Source organism: Tardiphaga sp. GW822-FHT04G09, from assembly GCF_058800725.1.
Genome location: NZ_JBXAMO010000004.1, coordinates 311,723 through 333,832 on the forward strand (window position 1 = coordinate 311,723; position 22,110 = coordinate 333,832).

Annotated in this window: 17 protein-coding genes; 7 read left to right on the top strand and 10 right to left on the bottom strand. The window is 61.3% G+C overall.

Translation table 11 applies throughout. The annotated features are described in order from the left end of the window. Genes trbL through AC1RLZ_RS10640 form a run of 5 tightly spaced genes read left to right on the top strand, consistent with a single transcriptional unit; the run spans nucleotide 1 to nucleotide 4,600 of the window. Nucleotides 1-1,356 (top strand): P-type conjugative transfer protein TrbL, encoded by a 1,356-nt coding sequence (gene trbL, locus AC1RLZ_RS10620; RefSeq protein ID WP_006022581.1) that lies wholly within the window; start codon nucleotides 1-3, stop codon nucleotides 1,354-1,356. 2 nt (nucleotides 1,357-1,358) lie between these two features. Next, nucleotides 1,359-2,042, top strand: a complete 684-nt coding sequence (gene trbF / locus AC1RLZ_RS10625; RefSeq protein WP_006022580.1) for a conjugal transfer protein TrbF — start codon at nucleotides 1,359-1,361, stop codon at nucleotides 2,040-2,042. Further along, complete coding sequence (gene trbG / locus AC1RLZ_RS10630; protein ID WP_006022579.1) at nucleotides 2,039-3,106, top strand: P-type conjugative transfer protein TrbG; 1,068 nt, start codon at nucleotides 2,039-2,041, stop codon at nucleotides 3,104-3,106. Before trbF ends, trbG begins: the two co-directional genes overlap by 4 nt. Then, nucleotides 3,103-4,359, top strand: a complete 1,257-nt coding sequence (locus AC1RLZ_RS10635) for a TraB/TrbI/VirB10 family type IV secretion system protein (RefSeq protein WP_006022578.1) — start codon at nucleotides 3,103-3,105, stop codon at nucleotides 4,357-4,359. Before trbG ends, AC1RLZ_RS10635 begins: the two co-directional genes overlap by 4 nt. Before the next feature lies 1 nt (nucleotide 4,360). Then, complete coding sequence (locus AC1RLZ_RS10640; RefSeq protein ID WP_006022577.1) at nucleotides 4,361-4,600, top strand: DUF2274 domain-containing protein; 240 nt, start codon at nucleotides 4,361-4,363, stop codon at nucleotides 4,598-4,600. Here the strand turns inward: AC1RLZ_RS10640 and AC1RLZ_RS10645 are convergent. The 7 genes from AC1RLZ_RS10645 to AC1RLZ_RS10675 all read right to left on the bottom strand — a co-directional run bounded on the left by AC1RLZ_RS10645 (nucleotide 4,533) and on the right by AC1RLZ_RS10675 (nucleotide 14,412). Then, nucleotides 4,533-5,492, bottom strand: a complete 960-nt coding sequence (locus tag AC1RLZ_RS10645; RefSeq protein WP_024343196.1) for a LysR family transcriptional regulator — start codon at nucleotides 5,490-5,492, stop codon at nucleotides 4,533-4,535. The genes AC1RLZ_RS10640 and AC1RLZ_RS10645 overlap by 68 nt on opposite strands. A gap of 311 nt (nucleotides 5,493-5,803) precedes the next feature. Continuing rightward, nucleotides 5,804-6,436: a response regulator transcription factor gene (locus AC1RLZ_RS10650; protein ID WP_006022575.1), complete on the bottom strand. Its 633-nt coding sequence runs from the start codon at nucleotides 6,434-6,436 to the stop codon at nucleotides 5,804-5,806. Then, the gene (locus AC1RLZ_RS10655) at nucleotides 6,436-7,500 is read right to left on the bottom strand and encodes a sensor histidine kinase (RefSeq protein ID WP_006022574.1); all 1,065 of its coding nucleotides are present in this window, start codon (nucleotides 7,498-7,500) and stop codon (nucleotides 6,436-6,438) included. Before AC1RLZ_RS10655 ends, AC1RLZ_RS10650 begins: the two co-directional genes overlap by 1 nt. A 90-nt stretch (nucleotides 7,501-7,590) precedes the next feature. After that, complete coding sequence (locus AC1RLZ_RS10660; RefSeq protein WP_006022573.1) at nucleotides 7,591-8,289, bottom strand: MgtC/SapB family protein; 699 nt, start codon at nucleotides 8,287-8,289, stop codon at nucleotides 7,591-7,593. 87 nt (nucleotides 8,290-8,376) lie between these two features. Then, nucleotides 8,377-10,536: a carbohydrate porin gene (locus AC1RLZ_RS10665; protein WP_493188586.1), complete on the bottom strand. Its 2,160-nt coding sequence runs from the start codon at nucleotides 10,534-10,536 to the stop codon at nucleotides 8,377-8,379. 561 nt (nucleotides 10,537-11,097) lie between these two features. Beyond that, nucleotides 11,098-13,812 (bottom strand): magnesium-translocating P-type ATPase, encoded by a 2,715-nt coding sequence (mgtA, locus tag AC1RLZ_RS10670; protein WP_006022571.1) that lies wholly within the window; start codon nucleotides 13,810-13,812, stop codon nucleotides 11,098-11,100. Between the two features lie 303 nt (nucleotides 13,813-14,115). Beyond that, nucleotides 14,116-14,412 carry a hypothetical protein gene (locus AC1RLZ_RS10675; protein ID WP_006022569.1) on the bottom strand — a complete coding sequence of 99 codons (297 nt, stop codon included), beginning with the start codon at nucleotides 14,410-14,412 and terminating at the stop codon, nucleotides 14,116-14,118. Nucleotides 14,413-14,781: 369 nt separating this feature from the next. On the opposite strand from AC1RLZ_RS10675, the gene AC1RLZ_RS10680 reads away from it, so the two are divergent. Both AC1RLZ_RS10680 and AC1RLZ_RS10685 read left to right on the top strand, forming a co-directional pair. Then, entirely contained in the window at nucleotides 14,782-15,258 is a 477-nt protein-coding gene (locus AC1RLZ_RS10680) for a hypothetical protein (protein WP_124810153.1), read from the top strand. 145 nt (nucleotides 15,259-15,403) lie between these two features. Further along, entirely contained in the window at nucleotides 15,404-15,649 is a 246-nt protein-coding gene (locus AC1RLZ_RS10685) for a PilZ domain-containing protein (protein ID WP_080655009.1), read from the top strand. 548 nt (nucleotides 15,650-16,197) lie between these two features. Here AC1RLZ_RS10685 and AC1RLZ_RS10690 read toward each other — a convergent pair. The 3 genes from AC1RLZ_RS10690 to AC1RLZ_RS10700 all read right to left on the bottom strand — a co-directional run bounded on the left by AC1RLZ_RS10690 (nucleotide 16,198) and on the right by AC1RLZ_RS10700 (nucleotide 21,993). Beyond that, nucleotides 16,198-16,893 (bottom strand): VIT1/CCC1 transporter family protein, encoded by a 696-nt coding sequence (locus tag AC1RLZ_RS10690; protein ID WP_006022566.1) that lies wholly within the window; start codon nucleotides 16,891-16,893, stop codon nucleotides 16,198-16,200. Nucleotides 16,894-17,491: 598 nt separating this feature from the next. After that, complete coding sequence (locus AC1RLZ_RS10695; protein ID WP_006022564.1) at nucleotides 17,492-20,722, bottom strand: efflux RND transporter permease subunit; 3,231 nt, start codon at nucleotides 20,720-20,722, stop codon at nucleotides 17,492-17,494. Then, nucleotides 20,719-21,993 (bottom strand): TolC family protein, encoded by a 1,275-nt coding sequence (locus tag AC1RLZ_RS10700; protein ID WP_493188587.1) that lies wholly within the window; start codon nucleotides 21,991-21,993, stop codon nucleotides 20,719-20,721. Before AC1RLZ_RS10700 ends, AC1RLZ_RS10695 begins: the two co-directional genes overlap by 4 nt. Between the last annotated feature and the right edge of the window lie 117 nt (nucleotides 21,994-22,110).

A 22,110-nucleotide genomic window follows, 5' to 3' on the forward strand; every position in this document is an offset into this window, starting at 1 on the left:
ATGGGCGGCACCGGTGTCATCGACCATTTCCTCGAGGTCTTCACTCGCTACATCGACGGAGGATTCGGGCTGCTCGGCGGCGAAGTCGGTTTCATCGCCACCACCTTGATCGTCATCGACGTCACGCTCGCCGCGCTTTTCTGGTCATGGGGCGCCGACGACGACATCATGGCGAGGCTGGTCAAGAAGACGCTCTTCGTCGGTGTCTTCGCCTACCTGATCTCCAACTGGAACAATCTCGCCCGCATCGTCTTCGAGAGCTTCGCGGGCCTCGGCCTGAAGGCTTCGGGAACGGGCTTTGCCGTGAGCGATCTCATGCGCCCCGGCAAGGTGGCGCAGACTGGTCTCGATGCCGGCCGGCCGCTGCTCGACTCCATCTCCAGCCTGATGGGCTACTGGTCGTTCTTCGAGAACTTCATCCAGATCGCCTGCATGTTTTTCGCCTGGGCGCTGGTGCTGCTGGCGTTCTTCATCCTGGCGATCCAGCTCTTCGTCACCCTGATCGAGTTCAAGCTGACCACGCTCGCCGGCTTCGTCCTCATTCCCTTCGGCCTGTTCGGCAAATCGGCGTTCATGGCCGAGCGCGTGCTCGGCAACGTCATCTCCTCCGGCATCAAGGTGCTGGTGCTCGCCGTCATCATCGGCATCGGCTCGACGCTGTTCTCCGAGTTCACCTCGGGCTTCAACGGCGCAACGCCATCGATCGACGATGCCATGGCGATCGTGCTTGCCGCGCTGTCGCTGCTTGGTCTCGGCATCTTCGGTCCCGGCATCGCTAACGGCCTCATCTCCGGTGGCCCGCAGCTCGGCGCCGGCGCGGCCATTGGCACTGGTCTTGCCGCCGGCGGCGTTGTCGCAGCAGGCGCGGCCGCTGCCGGCGCCGTCGTGACAGGCGGCGCTGCACTTGCTGGCGGCGCTGCCGCCGCCGCGCGTGGCGGTGCAGCCCTCGCCGGTGGCGCCTCCACCGCCTACAGCCTCGGCGCGGCCGGCCAGGCCGGCGCATCCGGCGTCGCGTCGGGTCTTGGCAGTGTTGCCAGCACCGGCGCGAAGGCGGCCGTCTCACCGCTGAAGCGCGCAGCCGGTCGTGCCGCCGACAGCCTGAAGCAGAGCTATCAGGCCGGTGGCCAGGCCGCGACGGAGATCGCCACCGGCGCATCCGGTGCTGCGACGACCGCCACCGCGGAGGCCGCATCTCCCGGAGCTGCGTCTTCCACCAGCGACGGGCCGCCGGCCTGGGCGAAACGCATGAAGCGCTCGCAGCAGATGTCCCATGGCGTTCAGGCCGCCGCCCACGCCGTGCGTAGCGGCGACAGCCATGGCGGCGGCTCCTCCGTCAACCTCTCCGAAAGCGACTGACCATGTTCAAGCGACCATCCACCCACTACGGCAAAGCCCCTCAGCCCGAGACTCCCTATCAGCGCGCCGCTCAGGTCTGGGACGATCGCATCGGCTCCGCCCGCGTGCAGGCCCGTAACTGGCGCTACATGGCCTTCGGATCATTGGCCCTCGCGGGCGGCCTTTCGGCCGCGCTGGTCTGGCAGTCCGCCAACGGCTCGATCGTGCCTTGGGTAGTGCAGGTCGACCGGCTCGGCCAGGCGCAGGCGATCGCGCCGGCGACCGCCGACTATCAGCCAAACGATCCGCAAATCGCCTTCTACCTCGCGCGCTTCATCGAGCAGGTCCGCTCGATCCCGTCCGACGCCATCATCGTGCGGCAGAACTGGCTGCGCGCCTACGACTTCACGACACAGGGTGGCGCGCTCGCGCTGAACGATTATGCGCGCGCCAACGACCCCTTCACCAAGGTCGGCAAGCAGCAGATCGCGATCGAAGTGTCGTCGGTGATCCGCGCCTCGCCGTCGAGCTTCCGCATCGCCTGGATCGAGCGACGCTATCAGGACGGCTCACTGGCCTCCACCGAACGCTGGTCCGCGATCCTCACCGTCGTCGTGCAGCCCCCACGCGACGCCGACACGCTGCGGAAGAACCCACTCGGAATCTACATCAACGCCATCAACTGGTCGAAGGAGCTTGGACAATGACGCCCGCACTCCGCAAAGCCGCCCCTTGGAGTGCAGGGCTCCCGGCTTTGCTCATCCACGTAGTTCCGGTTTTCCGCAAATCCGCTTTGCCGGGAATCTTGCTCGCCGGTTCGGCGCTGGCAGGGTGCGCCACTCACACCCCGCCGCCGGAGATTTCCTACGACAATGCGGTGCCGGCTGTGCAGACCTCCGATCCGCCAGCGCCCGTCCGGGTGGTGGAGCTTCCCAAACCGCTCCCGCTGCCTGGTCAGTTGAAGCCCATCGGCAAGGACGGCAAGCCCGAGCCGGAACCGTCCGATCCCGCCGCGCGCGTCAACCAGGCCAATGCCGCAGCGCGCGTCCAGCCCGTCCGCAACGGCTTCATCAACTCGATGCAGGTCTATCCCTTCGTCGATGGCGCGCTCTATCAGGTCTACGCCTCGCCGGGGCAGATCACCGACATCGCGCTTCAGCCCGGCGAGCAGCTCGTCGGCTCCGGTCCTGTCGCCGCTGGCGACACAGTGCGCTGGATCATCGGCGATACCGAGAGCGGCGTTGGCGCGGCCAAGCAGGTCCATATCCTCGTGAAGCCAACGCGGGCCGAGCTGATGACCAATCTCGTCATCAACACCGACCGGCGCACCTATCACATGGAGCTGCGCGCGACGCCATCGACCTATATGGCATCGGTGTCTTGGCAATATCCGCAGGACCAGCTCATCGCGCTGCGCCGCCAGAACAGCCAAGCCGAGGCCGCGCAGCCGGTGTCGGGCGGCATCGATCTCGCCCGTGTCAATTTCCGCTACGAGGTGACCGGCGACCGCGCACCGTGGCGGCCGCTGCGCGCCTTCGATGACGGCAAGCAGGTGTTCATCGAATTCCCCCGCGGCATCGGACAGGGCGAGATGCCGCCCTTGTTCGTGGTCGGACCGGAGGGCGACACCTCCGAGCTGGTGAACTATCGCGTGCGCGGCAACTACATGATCGTCGATCGACTGTTCGCCGCCGCCGAACTGCGGTTCGGCGCGGGCAAGAACCAGAAGCGTGTCCGCATCTCCCGCACCGACGGGAGGCCGGCATCGTGAGCGACGAACGCGATCCCGAAAAGGAGGAAGGCCGGACGCCCGGTTCGGCGCCCCAGCCTCAGCCGACCGACGACGACGCTCGGCCGCTGACCGGCGAGCCGGCCGCGACCATGCGGCTGCGCGCCGAGCCGCCGCGTGTGACCCGCCTGTCCCGCAAGGTGCTGGCCGGTCTGGGTCTTGCGGCAAGCCTCGGTGTCGGTGGGGCGCTGATCTATGCGCTCCAGACTCGTCACAGCGGCCAGGGTCAGGAGCTTTACTCTACGGACAACCGCTCGACACCGGACGGTCTGGCTGGATTGCCGAAGGATTATTCCGGCGTCCCGAAGCTCGGCCCGCCGCTGCCCGGCGACCTCGGTCGCCCGATCCTCAACGCGCAGAACGGTGGCACAGTGCCGCCGATCGGCGCACCGGCATCAGGTCCGACGGGACCGAGCCCCGAGGAACAGCGCCGGGCGCAGGAACTGGAGGCGGCTCGGACCGCACGGCTGTTCGCATCCACCGAGACTCGGCCCGCTACGGCTGGAGCTTCGACACAGCCGACTGCGACCGCCACGCCGTCGGCCGATCTCGCCAGCCTCGGCCTTGCGCCGCAGCCAGCGACACCCTCCGCGCAGGATCGTCAGCTCGCATTCCTCAATCAGACGCCCGACAAGCGCACTGTCTCGCCGGATCGCGTTGCCGCGCCAGCGTCGAAGAACGTCCTGCAGGCCGGCGCCGTCATCGCGGCCGCGCTCATCACCGGCATCCGCTCCGACCTGCCGGGTCAGATCACCGCACAGGTGACGGAGAACATCTATGACAGCCCGACCGGCAAGATCCTGCTTGTGCCACAGGGCACGCGCGTTATCGGCCAGTATGACAGTGGCGTCGGCTTCGGTCAGAGGCGCATACTTCTCGTCTGGAACCGGCTGATCTTCCCCAATGGCCGCTCCATCGTTCTGGAGCGTCAGCCTGGTGCGGACGCCGAGGGCTATGCGGGCCTTGAGGATGGCGTCGACTATCACTGGGGCGAACTGTTCAAGGCCGCTGCACTTTCCACGATTCTGAGCATCGGTGCGGAGGCGGGCTCGTCTGGCCAGGACAGCGATATTGTGCGGGCGCTGCGACAGGGTGCCTCCAATAGCGTCAGTCAAACCGGCCAGCAGATCGTCCAGCGCCAGCTCAACATCGCACCGACCCTCACCATCCGGCCAGGCTTGCCCGTCCGCGTCATCGTCACCCGCGATCTCGTTCTCGAACCCTACGGAGGCTGACATGACCAAGCTGAAATTGGGAGCGATCGTCGACGACAAACCGGTGAAGGTCACGGTGGAGTTACCGGCAAGCCTGCATCGCGACCTAACGGCCTACGCAGAAATTCTCGGCCGCGAAGCGAGGCAACCGCCGGCCGATCCCGTTCGCCTCATCGCTCCGATGCTGGAGCGGTTCATAGCCACGGATCGGGGATTTGCGAAAGCGAGGAAGTCAAAAGAACTGCCGAAACCGTCTGAATGATTGTGGCGGCAGCCGAGCGCGACATTGAACGCGCAAGACTGAGGAGGCGGCGCCAGGCCGGGTTATCATTCCGCGGCGACCACACCGCGCAGAACGGCAGAACCTCGCCGGCAAGCTGCCGATAGGCAGTTCCCGGAAACTGAGCCGCCGTCCCGGCCTCGCTCATGACCGTGACGCCTTGGCCGATCGCCACAAGCGACAGGAGATTGTCCCTCCCGACGTATTGGGTATCGATTTCTGGGTGACGCCCAAGATCGGCGAGGCGTTGAACCAAATAGTCGTGAATTTCCGATCCAGGGGCACCGTCACTTACAATGAATCTCTCGTCCACAAGATCACGCCAGCCAAGCTCCGATTTCTCAGAGAGAGGATGATCGCTGGGAAGTACGGCGAATACTCGCTCGGACCAAAGTTGCTCTGTTTCACAGTCCGACCACTGTGTGGTTCCCGTGATAAAAGCCACATCGAGTTGAAGTCGCCGGATCGAGGCAACGTGATCCGCAGGATCGCCGTCAAAAAATTCGACCCGTACACTTGCATGCTCCTTGCCGTAGGCTCCCAGCAGATCGGACAGGAATCCAGACGCGAGCGACGAAAAGATGCCGACCTTGATATGCCCCCGCTCGGAGCGACCTATGGCGGCCACATCCTTCGCGCCGCAGTCGATCTGTTGAAGTGCTTTGCGTGCTCGACGCACAAACTGCTGTCCTGCCAACGTCAGGCAGACGCCGCCGTTGTGCCTCTGAAATAGGGAAGCGCCGAGTTCGTCTTCGAGATCGCGAACGCGACGGCTGATCGCCGATTCCTGTATTCCCAAGGCCAAGGCCGCCTTTCGGAAGCTGCCATATTCGGCCGCCGCAAGAAAATACCGGATCTGGCGGAATTCAAGCATCGGTCAATTGCGACCGAGATCTATTCGAAATGATTCCTGGCCTCGCGACGGTCCATCGTCCGCTCGTTGCGAGCATCGCTCTGTAAGCACCATCTACCACGACCATCGCGCCCCGACCGCAGCTAAGGCAAGACCTCCCGATTCTCACCCTAGAATAGACGGCTACAGACGCTCATTGGCCGATGATCTTATATAGATTCGATATACCAACGTATCTTCGAAATATACCGTGTTCTGAAAGGGGGGGGGTGGCACGCCCGCGCAGATCGCGCACCAGTTCGCGGTGCAGGGGCTCTCCTCTCAGTCGAGATTCAAACGCTCAAACTGTCCGACATTCTAACAAGGTCAATAATCGTCTTGGCCTGCATCTTCTGCATGAGATGGCTACGGCGAACCTTCACCGTGATCTCGCTAACATTCAGGTCGGCGGCGATTTGTTTATTGAGGAGGCCCTTTACAACGAGCTTGAAAACGTCTCGTTCGCCGGGCGTCAATGTCTCCCAACGCGCATTCAAATCCAGCGAACGCGCTTCGCTCTCGCGCCTTCGCCGGTCTTTTTCGATCGCTTGTTGGATAGCATCCAGCAGGTCTTGGTCGCGAAACGGCTTGGTCAAGAACTCGAAGGCGCCATTCTTGATGGCGTTCACGCCCATCGTGATGTCCCCATGTCCCGTGATGAATATCGTCGGCAGATGAATGCCGTATTCAGGCATTTGCCGATGAAAATCGATCCCGCTTTGTCCGGGCATTCTCACATCGAGCAGCAGGCAGCCGGGCGCGTCCGGCATGGAGCTTTCCAGAAATTCGGCAACCGAGCTATACGAGCGCACCTGTAGCCCAACGGATGCGAGCAAATCTTCGAGCGCGGCGCGAACGGACCGATCGTCATCGATGACATAGACGATGGGCTGCGGCCGCGAATCCGCCGTCGGTTCATTTTTCATCAGGCTGCCTCCATGTGGCGCGGCAGGCGCACCTCAAATACGGTCCCGCCTCCAGGGACTGGAGCCGCGGAAATCTGTCCGCCATTCGCTTCAACGATCGTCTGACTGATGGTAAGGCCAAGACCCATGCCTCCCTCTTTCGTCGTCCAGAAGGCGTCAAAGAGGTGCTCACGAGCTCCCGGCGCCAGACCGGTGCCGGAATCGGCCACCGCGAGAACGATCGCATCCCGTCCATCCTGCGAGGCGGCAATTCGCAGACGACGCTCGGGCAATGCGCGGTCCGACATCGCCTCGGTCGCATTGAGGACGAGATTGCTGATGACCTGCTGGATCTGGACCCGATCGGCAAAAACGCGAGGTAGGCCGTCATGCAGGTCCAGTTGCAAGGCGACGCCGCCACGCTCGATCTCGCCGCGCGACAAGGTCGCGATTTCCATGACAGCTTCCCTGAGGTCGAATGGTTGTCGGCGCGGCGCCTCGCCCTTCGAAAGGGCGCGAATGCGCGCGATGACCTGGCTTGCCCGGTTGGCATCGCTGACGATGCGGTCGAGCGCGAGGCGGGCCTTGTCGAGATTTGGCGGCTCCTGGGCAAGCCATCGGGTGCACGCGCCGCCGCTGGCGACGACGGCAGCCAGGGGCTGGTTGACTTCGTGCGCGATCGACGCCGACAGTTGACCGAGCGTCGTGACCCGCGCAATTCGCAAAAGCCGATCGCGCGCCTCCAGCGCCTCGGCCTTCGCAGCCACCATCCTTAAACTGAGATAGGTTGTAACGCCGATCGCAACGATACTAATCCCGGTATTGACGATGCCGACCTCATACGCACCGGAGTGGGTCAAGAAAAAACTGATCAGGGTCAGCGCGACACAAATGCAAGCGAGGGCCACTACAGCCGTGCCAGACAAGATGCGTGTCGCAACGAGAATGACCGCTGTGTAGAATACGGCCGCTGCGATGGCGTAGTCCGTGACCGTATCGGCGATAAAAATGCCGGCCATCGCAACGCCCATCGCGATCAACGTCAGCGCCGATCCGGGACGTATATCATTGGCGATCTTGAGCATTGTTCACCTTCTCGATCAACTTACCTACTTTCAATATTCTTCCCTGGAGAATCTACTCCGCCGTGTACCTAGATAACTATTGCTTCTCGGTCACTCGCCTGGCTCGAACCGCCACCGAGCAGATGTTACCAGCGGCTCCAGACTGAGACGACCGATAATCTGTTCCAAAAGGCGATCCTGCCGAGTGTCGGCTCGCACTGTCGCGCTCACCTGGACTCGGTTTGTGTCCTCGATATTCGTGCTTTCGAGGTCGCGGATGTGCAGCGCACCGGCGAGATCGCGAAGAAGAAGCGCCCGAACATGCGCCTCAGCCTCTCCATGGCAGATGATGCTGATCGCATATGCGCTGTCCAACGGGCTTGCGGCGAATGACTGGCGCTCAACGAGGCGCACGAGCGGGCGCAGAACTGCGTTGACGGCGATGACGAACGTCGTCGCAATCAATGCATGAAAGAAAAATCCGGCCCCACACAGCGCGCCGATCGCGGCGGAGCACCACAGCGTCGCGGCGGTGTTGAGCCCGCGCACATTCAACCCTTCCTTGAAGATGATGCCGGCGCCCATAAAGCCGATGCCGGAAACAATCTGGGCCGCAACGCGCGTCGGGCTCGCCTCGCCGGGGAACAGCCCGGCAAAGAGGACGAAGATGGCCGCGCCGAGCGCGACGAGGGTATTGGTTCGCAGCCCGGCCAGGCGCTGGCGCCATTGCCGTTCGAAGCCGATCAAGCCGCCAAGAAGGAATGCGCCCCCGAGCGTGAGTGCGGTGTGGCCAAGGCTTTGCCAATCCATCTGAATGTGTTCCCATCTCGTTGCGTCGGTCGCGCCCTCCCGAGGCGCAAGCCCGCGCTATTGCTGGAATTGCCACTCCACTCGCTGTCAGAATTCGGCGTGGGCGCGAAGCGACAGAATCGAGGCTGGTCCGCGGTCGGCGTTGTAGGCGGGGTTTGCAACAAACTGATAGTCGAAGGTGACGGTGCTCCAGCCGTTGACCCGCAAGGCGTAATACGCCTCGACGATCGACTCGTGGCCGTAGCGCAGTCTCCCATCACCGATCAGCAACCCCGTGCCTCCGGCGGCGAGGAAGTTACGATGTGCACTCGAGAGGCCGTTGACCGCAGCACCGACTCCGATCGTGTCCGCAGGCCGTCCCCATGCAGAACCCTTTAGGGAGAAACCACCGGAAATGCTGCGGTCGATGTCCGTGAAGGAGAGGATTTCGGTGCGGCCGTCGTTCCAGCTTGCACGGGCGAAAAGCCCGAGGTCAGCTGTCAAAGCCTGTTCGATATTTCCATAAAAGCCATACTTATTCTGATTGCGGCGCAGGGCCGTCATCGCATCGTTGATATCTGTTTGAGGGCTCGCTTGCGCGAGGTTGATAGCGTCGCGATACGCGCCGGTGTAACCACGGTTGATGAAAGCGCCGATCCGAACCTTACCCGGCTGCCCGAACAGGCTGTGCCGTTCCTCGAACTCGACGGCGCCACCGCCGCCCCCATTGAAGACCAAAACATCACTGTTCGGCTCCCTGGGCACTTGGAAGGCCCCGGCTCGCACAGCCCAATCCTTACGATTCAGCTCGATGACCGCACCGCGCGTCATGCCGGGAAGGTCGGCGGGGAAGTCATAGGCCCCCGACGACCAGATTGCCCAATTCATGAAATCCGCGCGCGGATCCTTGGCATAGGCATTCGCGTCGAAGAAATCGCCAACCGCGAAACGACCAACCGTGACAGTGACGCGATCGATATCGCGTCGCCCCGCCAGTTGCAGGGGGCCGTCTGCGACATCCTCCTGCTCGCCACCAAGACCGAATGTCTGCTGAAGATAGTAGCGCTGTGGCCGAAATTTCGGAAATTCAGCGCCGCCTTTTTGCGCTTCTCCATTTGGAAAGCCTGCGAGTCCGAGCGTCCCGTTCAGCCCGAAGCCTTGGGCTAGCTCGGGATTGCAATAGAACGCACCACCGTCCCAAAGCCTCACGCCAAGAAATGCGTCCGCGGTCCACGTCTCACGAACTTGCCCACCACCGGGCAGGCTGGCGCTGGAAGCGTAGGGGGAACGAATCGCGGGATAGCCTTGGGCGATGAATGTGGTCTGGCCATGAATATTCCAGTCCGGCGACATTTCGACAGTTGCCGGTGGTCTTGGGAGTGTCGAGGCCACATCGCCCAGTCGGTAGTTCAGGCCAAGCGTGAACCTCTGGGTTCGGGGGCGGACGGACACATCGCGCAGTCCGGCACCATCGAGTCGATAGGTCGAGGAAGCCAGATCGAGGTAGTCGTACTGGACGCGTGCCGTCCATGGTCCGCCCAAGGCCATTTCGACACCTGCGCCTGCCGTCCACCCAGCGTGCCAGCGCCCCAGTTTTGACAAAACGCTGCCGTCATCGCCATTGATGTCGACGTTCGTTCGTGTCCAAGCGAGGCCTCCCGTTGCATAGGGGAGGAATGGGCCAAAAGCATAGCCGATCCTGCCACGCACCGTCCCCACGACATCCAGGGATGTGTTGAAGGGAGCCGGTATCCGTCGCGTCTCATCGGGCGGGCTCACAAAAGTGACATCGGCTTCCGCGCCGAGCACCCAACGATCGCTGGCCTGAAAGTTGTAGCCTCCCTGAAAGCCGCCGATCATTCCTGTCACCGTAGGCGGCAGGCCAACGGACTGATTCAAGACGGGGTTCGTTCCCGGGCCAAGGCTGCCAGCCCCGAAACCGGTGTGTCCGCCAAAATAGACGCCCGACCAGTCGGGCCCGCCCGATTCCACCTTATTGTCACGCGAGGCCCCCGGTGCCTTCGTTGGCATCGCCAGGATGGGTTGCGGTCCACTAGTGTTGAGCCGTGCCGCATCCGGATGGCCGGGAGTCGTTTGAAGTTCTTGCGCGTGCGCTTTGGTTACCTGAAGAACCGCTACAAGACCGAGCGCCAGCAAGTAGAAAGCGATCACCATCAGTCGGCAAAAAAGAACCCGACGACGCCTGAAAACCTTCAGTCCGGTGGTGATAGTGAAATTGGGAAGTCCGTGGGTCGTAAAATAAGTCATGGGCTACTCCTGGCGTCGGGTTGCGAGAGCGCCCGGCGCCAATAGCCGCGAGCTGCCCTCCTAGTTTTCTCGTGAATTCAAGCGGCGCGAGTTGTTGGTCGCGCCGCGACTAGATGGGTCGTCCATTTGAAGCTCCTTGCTGATCGAAGTCCGGTTCAGGTCCGGGCCTCGTGCTTTGGTTCCATGCAAGCGATCGTTTTGCGCTTGTGTGGCTCACCAGCGGCAACGCCGCATTCGCGATATCGCCGCTCTGTTCAACCGTGCGCCGCAACGCAGCAGGAATCTGAGCTTGAAACCGTCCAGCAGACGGCGACGAGCAAGGTGAACGGCCGCATGCGTCACGAACATCGCCAAAACCGCCAAAGCCCAACACAAACGTCTGTCCAACCGATTCCGAAGCGACGACCTGGCATCGCCCGGCTCGCGATTGTGGGGCGGACGCGGCGCTTGTCGCCTCGGCGGTGGCGGCCCTTGTCGCGGGCAGTCTCCAGCCTGCGGCGGCGCAAATCTCAGGATCAACGGTGATGTGGACATGATCAGGACCTCTCATGCGCTTGGCCGTCAGAACCATTGTCCGAACCGGCGGATGTAGACGGTCTTCATCAGTTGAGCGACGAGGCAGTAGCAGAGCAGCGTTCCGGCCAGCCACGGGAAGTAGGCGATAGGCAGGGGCTGCAATCCGATGGCTGCTCCCAGCGGAGAGAACGGCAAATAGATCCCCAGTACGCAGATGACGCTCGACATCAGCAAGACCGGCAAAGCCGCTGTGCTGTTGACGAAGGGAATCTTCTGGGTACGCAGCATATGGACCACGAGCGTTTGAGAAAGCAGGCCCTCGATGAACCAGCCCGACTGAAAGAGCGATTGATGCTCCGGGCTATTGGCGGCAAAGACGAACCACATCAGAGCGAACGTCGTGATGTCGAAGATCGAGGACGTCGGCCCGATCCAGATCATGAAACGACCGATATTCTTGGCATCCCACTTCCGCGGTTTGCTGAGAAACTCCTTGTCCATGTGATCCCAAGGCAGCGCCAATTGGGAAATGTCGTACATCAGGTTTTGCACGAGCAAATGGATCGACAGCATCGGCAGGAACGGAATGAATGCGCTCGCCACCAGCACTGAAAACACGTTTCCGAAGTTCGAGCTGGCGGTCATGTTGAGGTATTTCATGATGTTGCCGAAGGTTTCGCGCCCCTTCAGCACACCCTCCTCAAGAACCATCAGGCTCTTCTCGAGCAGGATGATATCGGCCGACTCCTTCGCAATATCGGCGCCGCTATCGACGGAAATGCCGACATCGGCATCGCGCAGCGCCGGGGCGTCATTGATGCCGTCACCGAGAAATCCGACGGTATGACCGTTAGCCTGAAGCGCCTGCAATACACGCGACTTCTGGAGCGGAGTGAGCTTCGCGAAGATCGTCCGCTCCTCGACCAAAACGCGAAGCGCGGTGTCGTCCAATTTTTCTATGTCGCGCCCGAGTACGGCTTGGCCCGGTTCAAGTCCTACTTCACGGCAGATCTTGGCACTCACGACCGCATTGTCGCCCGTAAGAACCTTGACCTTGACGCCATGCTCCGCGAGCGCAGCGATTGCTGGTCCAGCCGTCTCCTTTGGCGGGTCGAGAAAAGTAAGGAACCCCTGAATCGTGAGATCGGCTTCGTCCGCGATGGCATAATGCGTCTTGGCCTCGGACGCCACAAACCCTCGGGTGGCGACGACCAGCACACGGAATCCGTCCTCGTTGTACGCCCGAGCCATCGCAGCCAGATTCTTGCGCTCAACGTCACCAAGGCGGATCAGATCTTTGCCTCTTCTGACGTGCGTAGAGATCGACAGCATCTCCTCAACCGCGCCCTTGCAGATGAGCAAGTGATCTCCGTCCTCGCCCTCGACGACCACTGAGAGTCGGCGGCGCACGAAGTCGAACGGAAGTTCATCGACTTTTCGGTAGCTCGCGGCCGTGTTCGTGATGGCTGGCTCCGCCCCGGCGAATCGCACGACGGCCTGATCCATCAGGTTCTTCACGCCGCTCTGGTGGTAGCTGTTCAACCAGCCCAACCGGAGAACGTCAGCGTTGGGTTGCCCGGTAACGTCGACGTGGTGCTCCAGAATGATCTTGTCCTGAGTCAGCGTGCCGGTCTTGTCCGTGCAGAGAACATCCATCGCGCCGAAGTTCTGAATGGCGTTGAGTCGCTTCACGACGACTTTGCGCCGCGCCATCGCTACGGCGCCCTTCGCGAGGTTCGAGGAAACGATCATCGGCAGCATTTCGGGGGTAAGTCCGACGGCGACGGCAAGGCCGAACAACAGCGCTTCCACCCAGTCGCCTTTGGTCAGGCCGTTGATGACAAAGACGACAGGAACCATGACGAGCATGAAGCGGATGAGCAGCCAGCTCACACTGTTGATGCCGCGATCGAACGCCGTTTGAGCGCGCGATCCGACGATCGCCTTGGCTAACGATCCGAAATAGGTGCGAGCACCCGTGGCAACGACAAGCGCGGTCGCCGTGCCGCTCACGACGTTGGTGCCCATGAAGCAGACGTTGGGCATGTCGAGCGCGTTCATTTCGCTGGACGCTACGCTCGCCGCGGACTTCTCGGCGACAGACCCGAGCGTGTCATACTTCTCAACAGGGATGGCCTCACCGGTGAGCACTGCCTGGCTCACAAACAGATCGCGGGATTCGATCAGCCTCACGTCTGCCGGGATCATATCCCCTGCTGAAAGACGCACGATGTCGCCGGCGACGATCTCTCGCATCGGGATTTCGAATGCTTCGGGATTTGACGTTGCCGATCCTCGACGAAGAACCGTCGCCGTCGTGCGGACCATCGCCTTCAGAGCTTCGGCCGCAGCGCTCGATCGGTACTCCTGAACGAAGCGCATCAAGGCGCTGGCAAGCACCATCACGATGATGATGGTGACTTTTGTCGGATCCGCATCCTCGCCATGTTGAAGCCGAAGCCAGATGTCCGTTACAGCGCTGATCCCAGCCAGGATCAGCAGCACTGCAATGAACGGATTCTTGAAAGCGCCAAAAAACTGAACAACCGCTGGCAGGCGTCGCTCTTGCGCAACCTCATTGGGGCCGTCTTTTGCCAGCCGTTCGATCGCATCTCGGGCAATCAGGCCGTTGCGGTCGCCTTTGACGTTTTCGAAGGTGTCATCCAACCCATTCTGGGCTTCACGGACCGCCTTCATCGACAGCTTGCGTTCGTCTTTTCCGCGCGGCTTGAGAGCCGCCTTGAGGATGGGGGCATTCATTGGATGAATCTCCTGCCGCAAGCGCCGAGACCATGCGCCTCTCGGCACGGTCTTCGGCGCTTGGGGTCTTGGTCGGCTGAGGGGATAATGAAACCGATGCATCTTCACGACGCTCGGCATTCGGACCGCGCTTGAGCAGCGCAGCCGCTCTTCACCAGGGAGGGTCCGCACCTTCGCGCGACCGTGCGATTCTGCGCGAGTACGGATTGCCGCCCCGGCGGGGGTGAAGCCCGTCCAGGCCGGCGGACACCAGAACCATCGCCGTGCTGGCCTTATGCAGCGTGAGGGAATGCATCACACGCCTCACGCCGCAAAGCGACCATGCTGGTAAACTGCAAGAAGGAGTCCGGCGCGCTCGATCAATCGGCGCAACCCGCCGCCCGTGTCTGGTTCGGCGTCAAGCATCCAGATGCATTCGAGCCGACCGGTCTCGCCATTGACACGCCACGCCGCGACCAGTCGAGTCCGGTTCGTGCGGGGAGACTTCGTGAAAGGACGGTCACGCTCGCATCGCGGGTCGGCGAATGCGGGATTGCGTTTCGGCGAGGCGATCCGCGAAACGCGGAGCGAAGCCGGCAGAGTAAAAAATTGGAGAGTCATGTCTCACCTCCGTGACGAGCCGCTCGGCCGTCACAGGCGAGACTGATGATTCAGACTCGCGAGAACGACCTGAGCGGCACGCTTGCTCGACTACTGTCGCTTGGCATTGCTCGTTGATCCTCATGCGTCGGCAGCGGGTTGGAGCCGCTAGATGACATTGGCTGGATATCACCGTCACTCCTTGAGTGACAGTGTCTTGCGGGGTTGATCCGATATACAAAACAATATCCGGGATATACCATCGTATATTGTAAGGTCTTCGGCGATAACTACCTGCGCAATATCAAGCCGCTTAGACTCACCGGACACGGGCGCGTCGACTTCACTAGCGATGTGATCGCTCTGATTTATTTCGATCCGAGGTCTAGTGTGGGTATCGATATGGTTCTTGTCGAGCGCATCGTCGCGCGAAGCCCTCGTCTTCGGCGATTGCTTTATTCGTTGTCCTTAACCTTTCTGAAAGCGGCGTTTCGGTTTCGCCGCACGGGCTTGGATGCCTTTGCCCGACCGACATTGCGTTTATCGCAGTGTCTCTTTCGTACTGCCTCTTCGCGGATACGACGTCGTTATGCAGCCGAGCCGAAAATGACGTCGGACTCGCGCTTTGTGCTCCGTCGCCTTTCTCTCAAACTTTTGATCGTGCTGATCTTTGCCGGTGCTCAAAGCCCGCTGCCCTGGGGATTCGGGAAAGCGCTTACGATGATGCTGTTTATGAGCGCGGCTATCAGCTGTGCCTTGGCCCTCATGAACCACCAACGATTCAGATTGGGAGTCTTGAGCTACTGGGACGAATCTTTGGCCTTTGTCCTGCTCGGCCAAACCGCGCGGATGGTGTTTCTACGTTGAAGTATTGCGAGTGCGCTATGCCGGGGGCTCTCGTCTTCAAAATACTCGCCAATAACCTGCCACGCGATACGGGAATCGCGAAGGTGGCCGTCGAGGCGAGACGCGGGGCAGCGACAACCGCCTGCGGCGTCGTTTGGTATTGGTTATGACGGAGCGTCGCACCACTCGCCGTCGCCGCACGCTGTTGACGGGGAAGATCATTCTCAATCAGCGATCGTCCGTGATAAGTTGCGTCGTCCGAAACTTGTCGGACACAGGCGCCTGCCTCGAAGTTCCTGCTGCCCTGAACATTCCGGATGCCTTCGAGCTGAAAATAGAACCTGGCGGCGCTTGCTCACAGTGTCGAATAGTCTGGCGGAGCGCTACGCGCATCGGCGTGGCGTTCGATTGACACAAAGCTAGAACGCGCCTTCACTTTCAAGGGCGAGTGTAAAGGCGCTGGCCCGAGATACTGGCCGCGCGCACGGCGCTGCAGGCGTGACGGCTGATATGGCCGGACGGCAGGCTACAGAAATAACAAGGACAATGTGTGGGGGAAAGAGCCAATCTCACAAGGAGAATGGCGCGCCGTACTGGATAAAAGTGCGAACGCATATGTGATTGAATCTGCGATTAATTTATTTTGGGGCATCGTGATCCTCTCATCTTTCAGCGTTCGCCGGCTGCCGCCAATAGCCCCACCCAAACGGGTGCGCCGAACCGAACGCGGAGCTGATATCGGACCAAGTACAAGGTATCCGGTATTTTGCTTCTCCCGGGTCTATGAGGAAATGACTAGCTCTTTCCAAATCTGGGCCGCGTACGCAGTGGCTCTCTCCTAGTCCTGAAGTCCGCGGCATGTGTGATTGGGTACCGCTGGAATACATCGCAGAAAATCCCATTCTGCAGCGATGCAAATATCGAGTGCAAAATCGATTAAAAAATAGAGAGCTCCGCGAACTAGACGGCTCGACCGATGAGGGCACCAATGGTCGCAGTTGAGGCCATGGCGACTGCTCCCCAAAACACGACCCGAAGAGTGGGTTTCCATATGCTGGCGCCGCCAGCGCGAGCGCCGATCGCTCCGAGAACGCCAAGTCCGATGAGGCAGGCAATGGAGACGGTCCAGGTGGCGGTCCAGGCCGGCGACAGGAGAGCGACGGCCAGCGGCAAAGTCGCGCCAGATGCGAAGGTGACCGCCGAAGTGAAAGCCGCTTGAACTGGCTTCGCCATCACATGACTGGTCAGTCCGAGTTCATCCCGCGCATGGGCCCCGAAGGCGTCCTTTGCCATCATCTGCTCGGCGACCTGTCGCGCCAGTTCGGGCGTTACACCACGCTGCTCGTAGATCGCGGCGAGTTCGGCCAGCTCCGCTTCAGGTTGCGTGGCAAGTTCGCGGCGCTCACGCGCCATGTCGGCTTCTTCCGTATCGGCCTGGGAACTGACCGACACATATTCGCCTGCAGCCATCGACATTGCTCCGGCGACGAGCCCCGCTACGCCAGCAACCAGAATTTCGTGGGAAGCGGCGGTCGCGGCGGCAACACCGACGATCAGACTCGATGTTGAAATCAGCCCGTCATTGGCGCCTAGCACCGCTGCGCGAAGCCAACCTATTCGTTCGATCAGATGGTTCTCTTTATGAAGGGCTCGCATGGAACATGGTCCTGAATTACATTTCTAAGGCTTTGTAACGCGGCGCTGAGCACATAGGAAAAGGCGCCTTGCCTTCGAGATCGATCTGGAAACTTGGCCGGTCAGGCTGATCAATGATGCTATCTTCCGATGAAACGCCTACCGTTCCATCGCCACATACGCTGTAGTCCAAAGCCGCATTCAACTTCAATCGCCGGAGTGTTGTCCAGGCCTCTCAACGTGACTTCATTTGCCCTGACACTCATCACCAGATGATATCGTCCGTGGTGCGACATGTAGACCTGATGGAGGCATTTTCCGCTGCTACAAAACGTAAGGCGGTCGCCACATCTGAGTTCATGAAGATGAAGAGCGATGAGACGAACGTTCCCAACGTCAATGAAGCGGCTGAAGCCACGCGTTGTTGTCAATTCATCGCCACATACCTTCCTGTATTTTTGAAGGCCTGCCCGCACTTCCGCCGGCAGGTTTTGCACGTAGAAAGGACTGGGTTGATTGTCATGGACAGGAGAACTTGCGAGCGAGAGGGCCGGCGAGACAAAGAAAAGTGACGTCATAGCGGCTAAGATTGCCACGTCACGGAGCCGATTCGATCTTTTCATGCTGAAACCTCCACTTCCAACGGCTGTTTCTCTCGTTCGACGACGGCTGCGGAGCGGCGCTCCATCCATCGGTAGATCGCCGGCAACAGCAGCAGCGTCAGAACGGTGGACGACAGGACGCCGCCGATGACGACAGTGGCGAGCGGTCGTTGCACCTCCGCTCCCGCGCCCTGTGAAATCGCCATCGGTACGAAGCCGATTCCCGCGACCATGGCGGTCGACAATACCGGACGGAGCCGATCCGTGGCGGCTTGCCGGACTGCCTCGATAACAGGCAGCTTCCGCCGCAACGCATTGATATGATCGATCAGAACGAGACCATTCAGCATCGCGATGCCGGAGACCGCGATAAAGCCGATCGCGGCGGTGATCGAGAATGGCATGTCACGTAGCCAGAGTGCCAGCACGCCACCGGTGATCGCAAACGGAATACCGGTATAGACGACGGCGGCATGACGGACGCTCCCCAACGCCGAATAAACGAGCAAGAAGATCATCAGCAGCGCCGCCGGCACGACGATCATCAGACGGGCTCGGGCCGCTTCTAGCTGACGGAACTGGCCTCCGAACTCGATGCGATAGGATTCAGGCAGCGCAAGCTTGCCGTCGAGGCGTGCACGCGCTGCGGTCACATAACCTTCGATGTCGCTGGTGTTGAGATTGACCATCAAGGCGGCGCGGCGCTTACCATTGTCGTGCAGGATCGGTTCGACCGTTCTCATCTCGCGCAGACTTGCAACGCGGTCCAGCGGCACAAGGCCGGACGCGCCGACGCGCAATGGAAGGGAGAGGATCGATTTTGTGTCCGCGCGTAAGGACTCGGGCATACGAACGACGATCGCGTGTCGATGCTCTCCGTCCGCGATGAAGCCGACCTCGTCCCCACCGATCGCTGACGCAATGGCACGGTTGACCTCGGCGGTTCCCAGCCCCAACCGCACCATCGCGTCGTGATTGATCTCGACCACCACACTGTGGGTGCGGCTGGCCGCTTCGAATGCGGCATTGGCGGTGCCGGGCACGCCTTGCAATTCCTCTCGCGCCTGCGCGGCGAGCCGCTCAAGCACGTCGTAGTCGTCTCCGAATATCTTGACCGACAGATCCGCCCGCGTGCCCTCCAACATTTCGTTGAAGCGCATCTCGATAGGCTGCGCGAAAAGGAATGACTGCTCCGGCGCCAGCGCAGTGGCAGCCTTTTCGATCGCCGCAACCAGCTCGCTCTTGTTGCGCGGCATGTCCGGACCTTGCGGCCATTGGTCGAGCGGCTTGTAGAAGATGTAGAGGTCGTTCTCATTCGGCGGCATCGGGTCGGTCGCAACCGCGCTGGTGCCGATGCGGGAGAAGGTTCGGGTCACTTGCGGAAAGCGACGCAAAATTTCACGCTCGGTTTGCTGCTCGATCTCAAGGCTACGGTCGAGCGACATCCCCACGGGCTTGTAGACCATCGCCGTGATGGAGCCCTCATCGAGGCGTGGCGTAAACTGCGAGCCAAGGGTCAGGAATATCCTCAATGCCACGGCCAACAGGACTGCCGATGGAACGAGAAGGGCAGCGGGATGACGGAGGGCGAAGTCCAGGACGGGACGGTAGCCCCGGATCACGAGGCCGGCGAAGCCACCGTTATGCGTGATGTGGTTGTCGGCGGTTATCTCCGGGAGAGAATCTTCCTTTTCACTGACGCTCGGCTGACGCACCTTCTCGCCTCGTAGCAGCCGGGCGCACAGCGCCGGCACTAGCGTAAAGGTAACGATCAGCGCCGCTGCCAGCGCCAGCATCACGGCTTGCGCCATCGGCTGAAACAGCTTCCCCTCGACGCCGCCCAGGCTGAGTACCGGCACATAAACCAGCGCGATGATGGCCATGCCGAAGAACACGGGCCGCGCCACGCCCCCCGCAGCGTTGATGACGATGCGACGGCGTTCATCGGCCGTCAGCTCGCGCCCCTTGAGGCGCTGTGCCTCGCCCATCAGACGCAATGTGTTTTCCACGACGACGATCGCGCCATCTACGACCAGGCCGAAGTCGAGCGCGCCGAGGCTCATCAGATTGCCCGATATACCGAGCGCATGCATGCCCGAGATCATCATGAGAAAGGCCAGCGGGATGACCGACGCGACGATAAATGCCGCGCGCCAGTTGCCGACCACGATCAGCAATACGACGGCGACCAGCAACGCTCCCTCGCCAAGGTTGCGCTCGACCGTCGCGATGGTGCGATCCACCAATTCTGAACGATCGTACTGAACCTGAAGGATCATGCCTTTGGGCAGCGCGGCGCGCAGGTTCGGCAATTGCGCATCGACGCGCCGGGCAACGTCCCGGCTGTTCTGCCCGACCAGCATCATCACTGTGCCGAGCACGGTTTCCTTGCCGTTGGTGGTCGCGGCGCCATCGCGTGGAGCATGGCCGATGGTCACGGTCGCCAGATCCGCTACAGTCAGCGGCCGCACGCCACCTGCGAATTTCACGGGTAATGCGCGGATCATCTCCGCCGTCGTGACACGCGCTTCGGTTCGGACGGTGAAGCGTTGGCCGTTCTTGGTGATGGTCCCGCCGCCGGCATTGGCGACGTTGGCGCCAACAGCCTGGGCAAGCTCGCTCGGCGTGATGCCCGCTGTCGTGAGCTTCTTCAGATCAGGCTCGATGACAAACTGACGTTCGAGGCCGCCGTTGGAATTGACGTCGGCGACCCCCTCGATCGCGCGCAGCATCGGGCGCACGATATATTCCTGAGCCTCGAACAACTCCATCAGTTGTTGCCGCTCGTCCAAATCGGACGGCGGTTGCGCCCATTCGAGTGTGTAGTACCAGATTTCGCCAAGCCCGGTGGTGATCGGAGCGAGGCGCGGCGATGATCCGGCTGGCAGCATGTCGCGCACTGCGGAAAGCCGCTCGTTGACGAATTGGCGTGCGCGAAGCTGGTCCGTGCCGTCCTGATAGATGAGCGTGACCTGTGACAGTCCGGTCTTGGTGAGCGATCGCATTTCCCGCAGGCCCGGCTGACCACCCATGCTGCGCTCGATGGGCAGCGTCACAAGACGCTCGATTTCCTCTGGCGCCAGGGCAGGAACAGTCGTGTTGATCTGCACCTGCACGCCTGTGATGTCGGGAATGACATCGATTTGCAGATTCACGAAAGACCAGATTCCAAGACCAGCGATCAGCAAAGCGATGATCATCACCGTGGCTGGTCGACCGGTTGTCCATTCCAGAATCCGCCGCGTCATCGGGGCACGCCGTCGAAGCTGCGGCCGCCATTGAGCGCCCGAAGTTGAAGCATCGCTTCCATAGCCTCACGTCGCGTGTCGAGCAGAGCCGACAGCGCGTCCAGATACTGGCGCTGCATCTCGACGTAAGTTGCGATCGGGATCGCTCCCTGGCGATAACTATCGGCGGCGGCGGTAGCTGCGGCCGCAAATTTCTCGGTGGCCCCGGCTGGCCAGCCCGCAAGGGCTCGACGCTTCGCCTCGTAGTAGGCTGCCTGTTCGTAAACCTGCCTCGCGATCCGTCGGTTGGCGGCGAGCAGGGCCGCATCGCCCTGGGATTGACGGCTCAACTCCTGTGCGAGGCCAGCAGCCTGGCTATTCCAAAGCGGCAACGTCGTCGTCAGCCGTATGCCGAAATTGGTCTCGCGGCTGTCTGACTTCGCGCGATTGAAGTAGGGACCGACTGAGACGTTCGGCACACGCGCTGCTTGTGCGAGGTCAACGCGCAACCCTTGCTGCTGCAATTGCGCGCGCAGCGACTGAATCTCGAAATTGTTGATGCCAGCTTGTTGCGCCATGCGCTCGACCGACGGAAGGCCGGGCAGCGTGATATCGGGCGGAGCAATGCGGAGCCGCGCTTTGAGCGGCGCGCCGCGAAGTTGATTCAGTTCGTAGACGATCGTGCTGGTCTCGGAATCAGCCATCGCGGCATTTCGCTCCGCCGTGATGGCACCCGCATCCAGAATGGCCGTGTCCAGCGTGGTGGCGATGCCCGCCGGATCCCGCTGCTCCACAACGCGTGCAAGCTCGCGCATCCGCGCGGCAACGTCGCGTGCCGCGGCGGCTTTCCGCTCGGCCGCGAACAAGGCATATCCCAAAGAGCGTGCCCGGCTTGCGAGCGTTGCGTCGAATTGCGCAAGACCGAGCCGCGCCAGCGCGATCTGATGCTCGGCGATGGCGCGACGGAGCGCCCCGCGTCCGGCAAAGTCGAGCGGCTGCATAATCGACAAGCCATATGTCGGCCCGGCGCCTTTCGGTGCACCTGTCAGGCCGTCGGCCATCCGGCGTTCGCCTAACTCGAATGCAGCTTCAGGGTCCGGCAGGCGATCAGCCGCGTCGCGCTCAACACCTGCAAGCCCGATCTGCTGGAAATAAAAGCGTCGTTCGGGGTTACTTGCCACGACGGAATTGGCAAGTGCATCAATCGACAGCACGGCGGCCTGCTGAGCGAAGGCTGGGGTCACCAAGATAATTGTTGATATGCGAACGATTATCAGGAGCAATTTTAACATTGGCACGAGTCTCAACACTGACTTCTAGACGCCTGATTGCCACGCTAGTCTGAACACAAGCTGTCAGCGTAAATGCAGGTTGATCCAGTATCGGACTGCAGCAATCAGGAGACATGA

Excerpts from the sequence above, each read along its gene's own strand:
- AC1RLZ_RS10665 (WP_493188586.1), bottom strand. The coding sequence starts at position 10,536 with ATGACTTATTTTACGACCCACGGACTTCCCAATTTCACTATCACCACC.
- AC1RLZ_RS10660 (WP_006022573.1), bottom strand. The coding sequence starts at position 8,289 with ATGGATTGGCAAAGCCTTGGCCACACCGCACTCACGCTCGGGGGCGCA.
- AC1RLZ_RS10645 (WP_024343196.1), bottom strand. The coding sequence starts at position 5,492 with ATGCTTGAATTCCGCCAGATCCGGTATTTTCTTGCGGCGGCCGAATAT.
- trbG (WP_006022579.1), top strand. The coding sequence starts at position 2,039 with ATGACGCCCGCACTCCGCAAAGCCGCCCCTTGGAGTGCAGGGCTCCCG.
- trbF (WP_006022580.1), top strand. The coding sequence starts at position 1,359 with ATGTTCAAGCGACCATCCACCCACTACGGCAAAGCCCCTCAGCCCGAG.
- AC1RLZ_RS10655 (WP_006022574.1), bottom strand. The coding sequence starts at position 7,500 with ATGCTCAAGATCGCCAATGATATACGTCCCGGATCGGCGCTGACGTTG.
- AC1RLZ_RS10675 (WP_006022569.1), bottom strand. The coding sequence starts at position 14,412 with ATGACTCTCCAATTTTTTACTCTGCCGGCTTCGCTCCGCGTTTCGCGG.
- AC1RLZ_RS10700 (WP_493188587.1), bottom strand. The coding sequence starts at position 21,993 with ATGTTAAAATTGCTCCTGATAATCGTTCGCATATCAACAATTATCTTG.
- mgtA (WP_006022571.1), bottom strand. The coding sequence starts at position 13,812 with ATGAATGCCCCCATCCTCAAGGCGGCTCTCAAGCCGCGCGGAAAAGAC.
- AC1RLZ_RS10685 (WP_080655009.1), top strand. The coding sequence starts at position 15,404 with ATGACGGAGCGTCGCACCACTCGCCGTCGCCGCACGCTGTTGACGGGG.
- AC1RLZ_RS10650 (WP_006022575.1), bottom strand. The coding sequence starts at position 6,436 with ATGAAAAATGAACCGACGGCGGATTCGCGGCCGCAGCCCATCGTCTAT.
- trbL (WP_006022581.1), top strand. The coding sequence starts at position 1 with ATGGGCGGCACCGGTGTCATCGACCATTTCCTCGAGGTCTTCACTCGC.
- AC1RLZ_RS10640 (WP_006022577.1), top strand. The coding sequence starts at position 4,361 with ATGACCAAGCTGAAATTGGGAGCGATCGTCGACGACAAACCGGTGAAG.
- AC1RLZ_RS10695 (WP_006022564.1), bottom strand. The coding sequence starts at position 20,722 with ATGACGCGGCGGATTCTGGAATGGACAACCGGTCGACCAGCCACGGTG.
- AC1RLZ_RS10690 (WP_006022566.1), bottom strand. The coding sequence starts at position 16,893 with ATGCGAGCCCTTCATAAAGAGAACCATCTGATCGAACGAATAGGTTGG.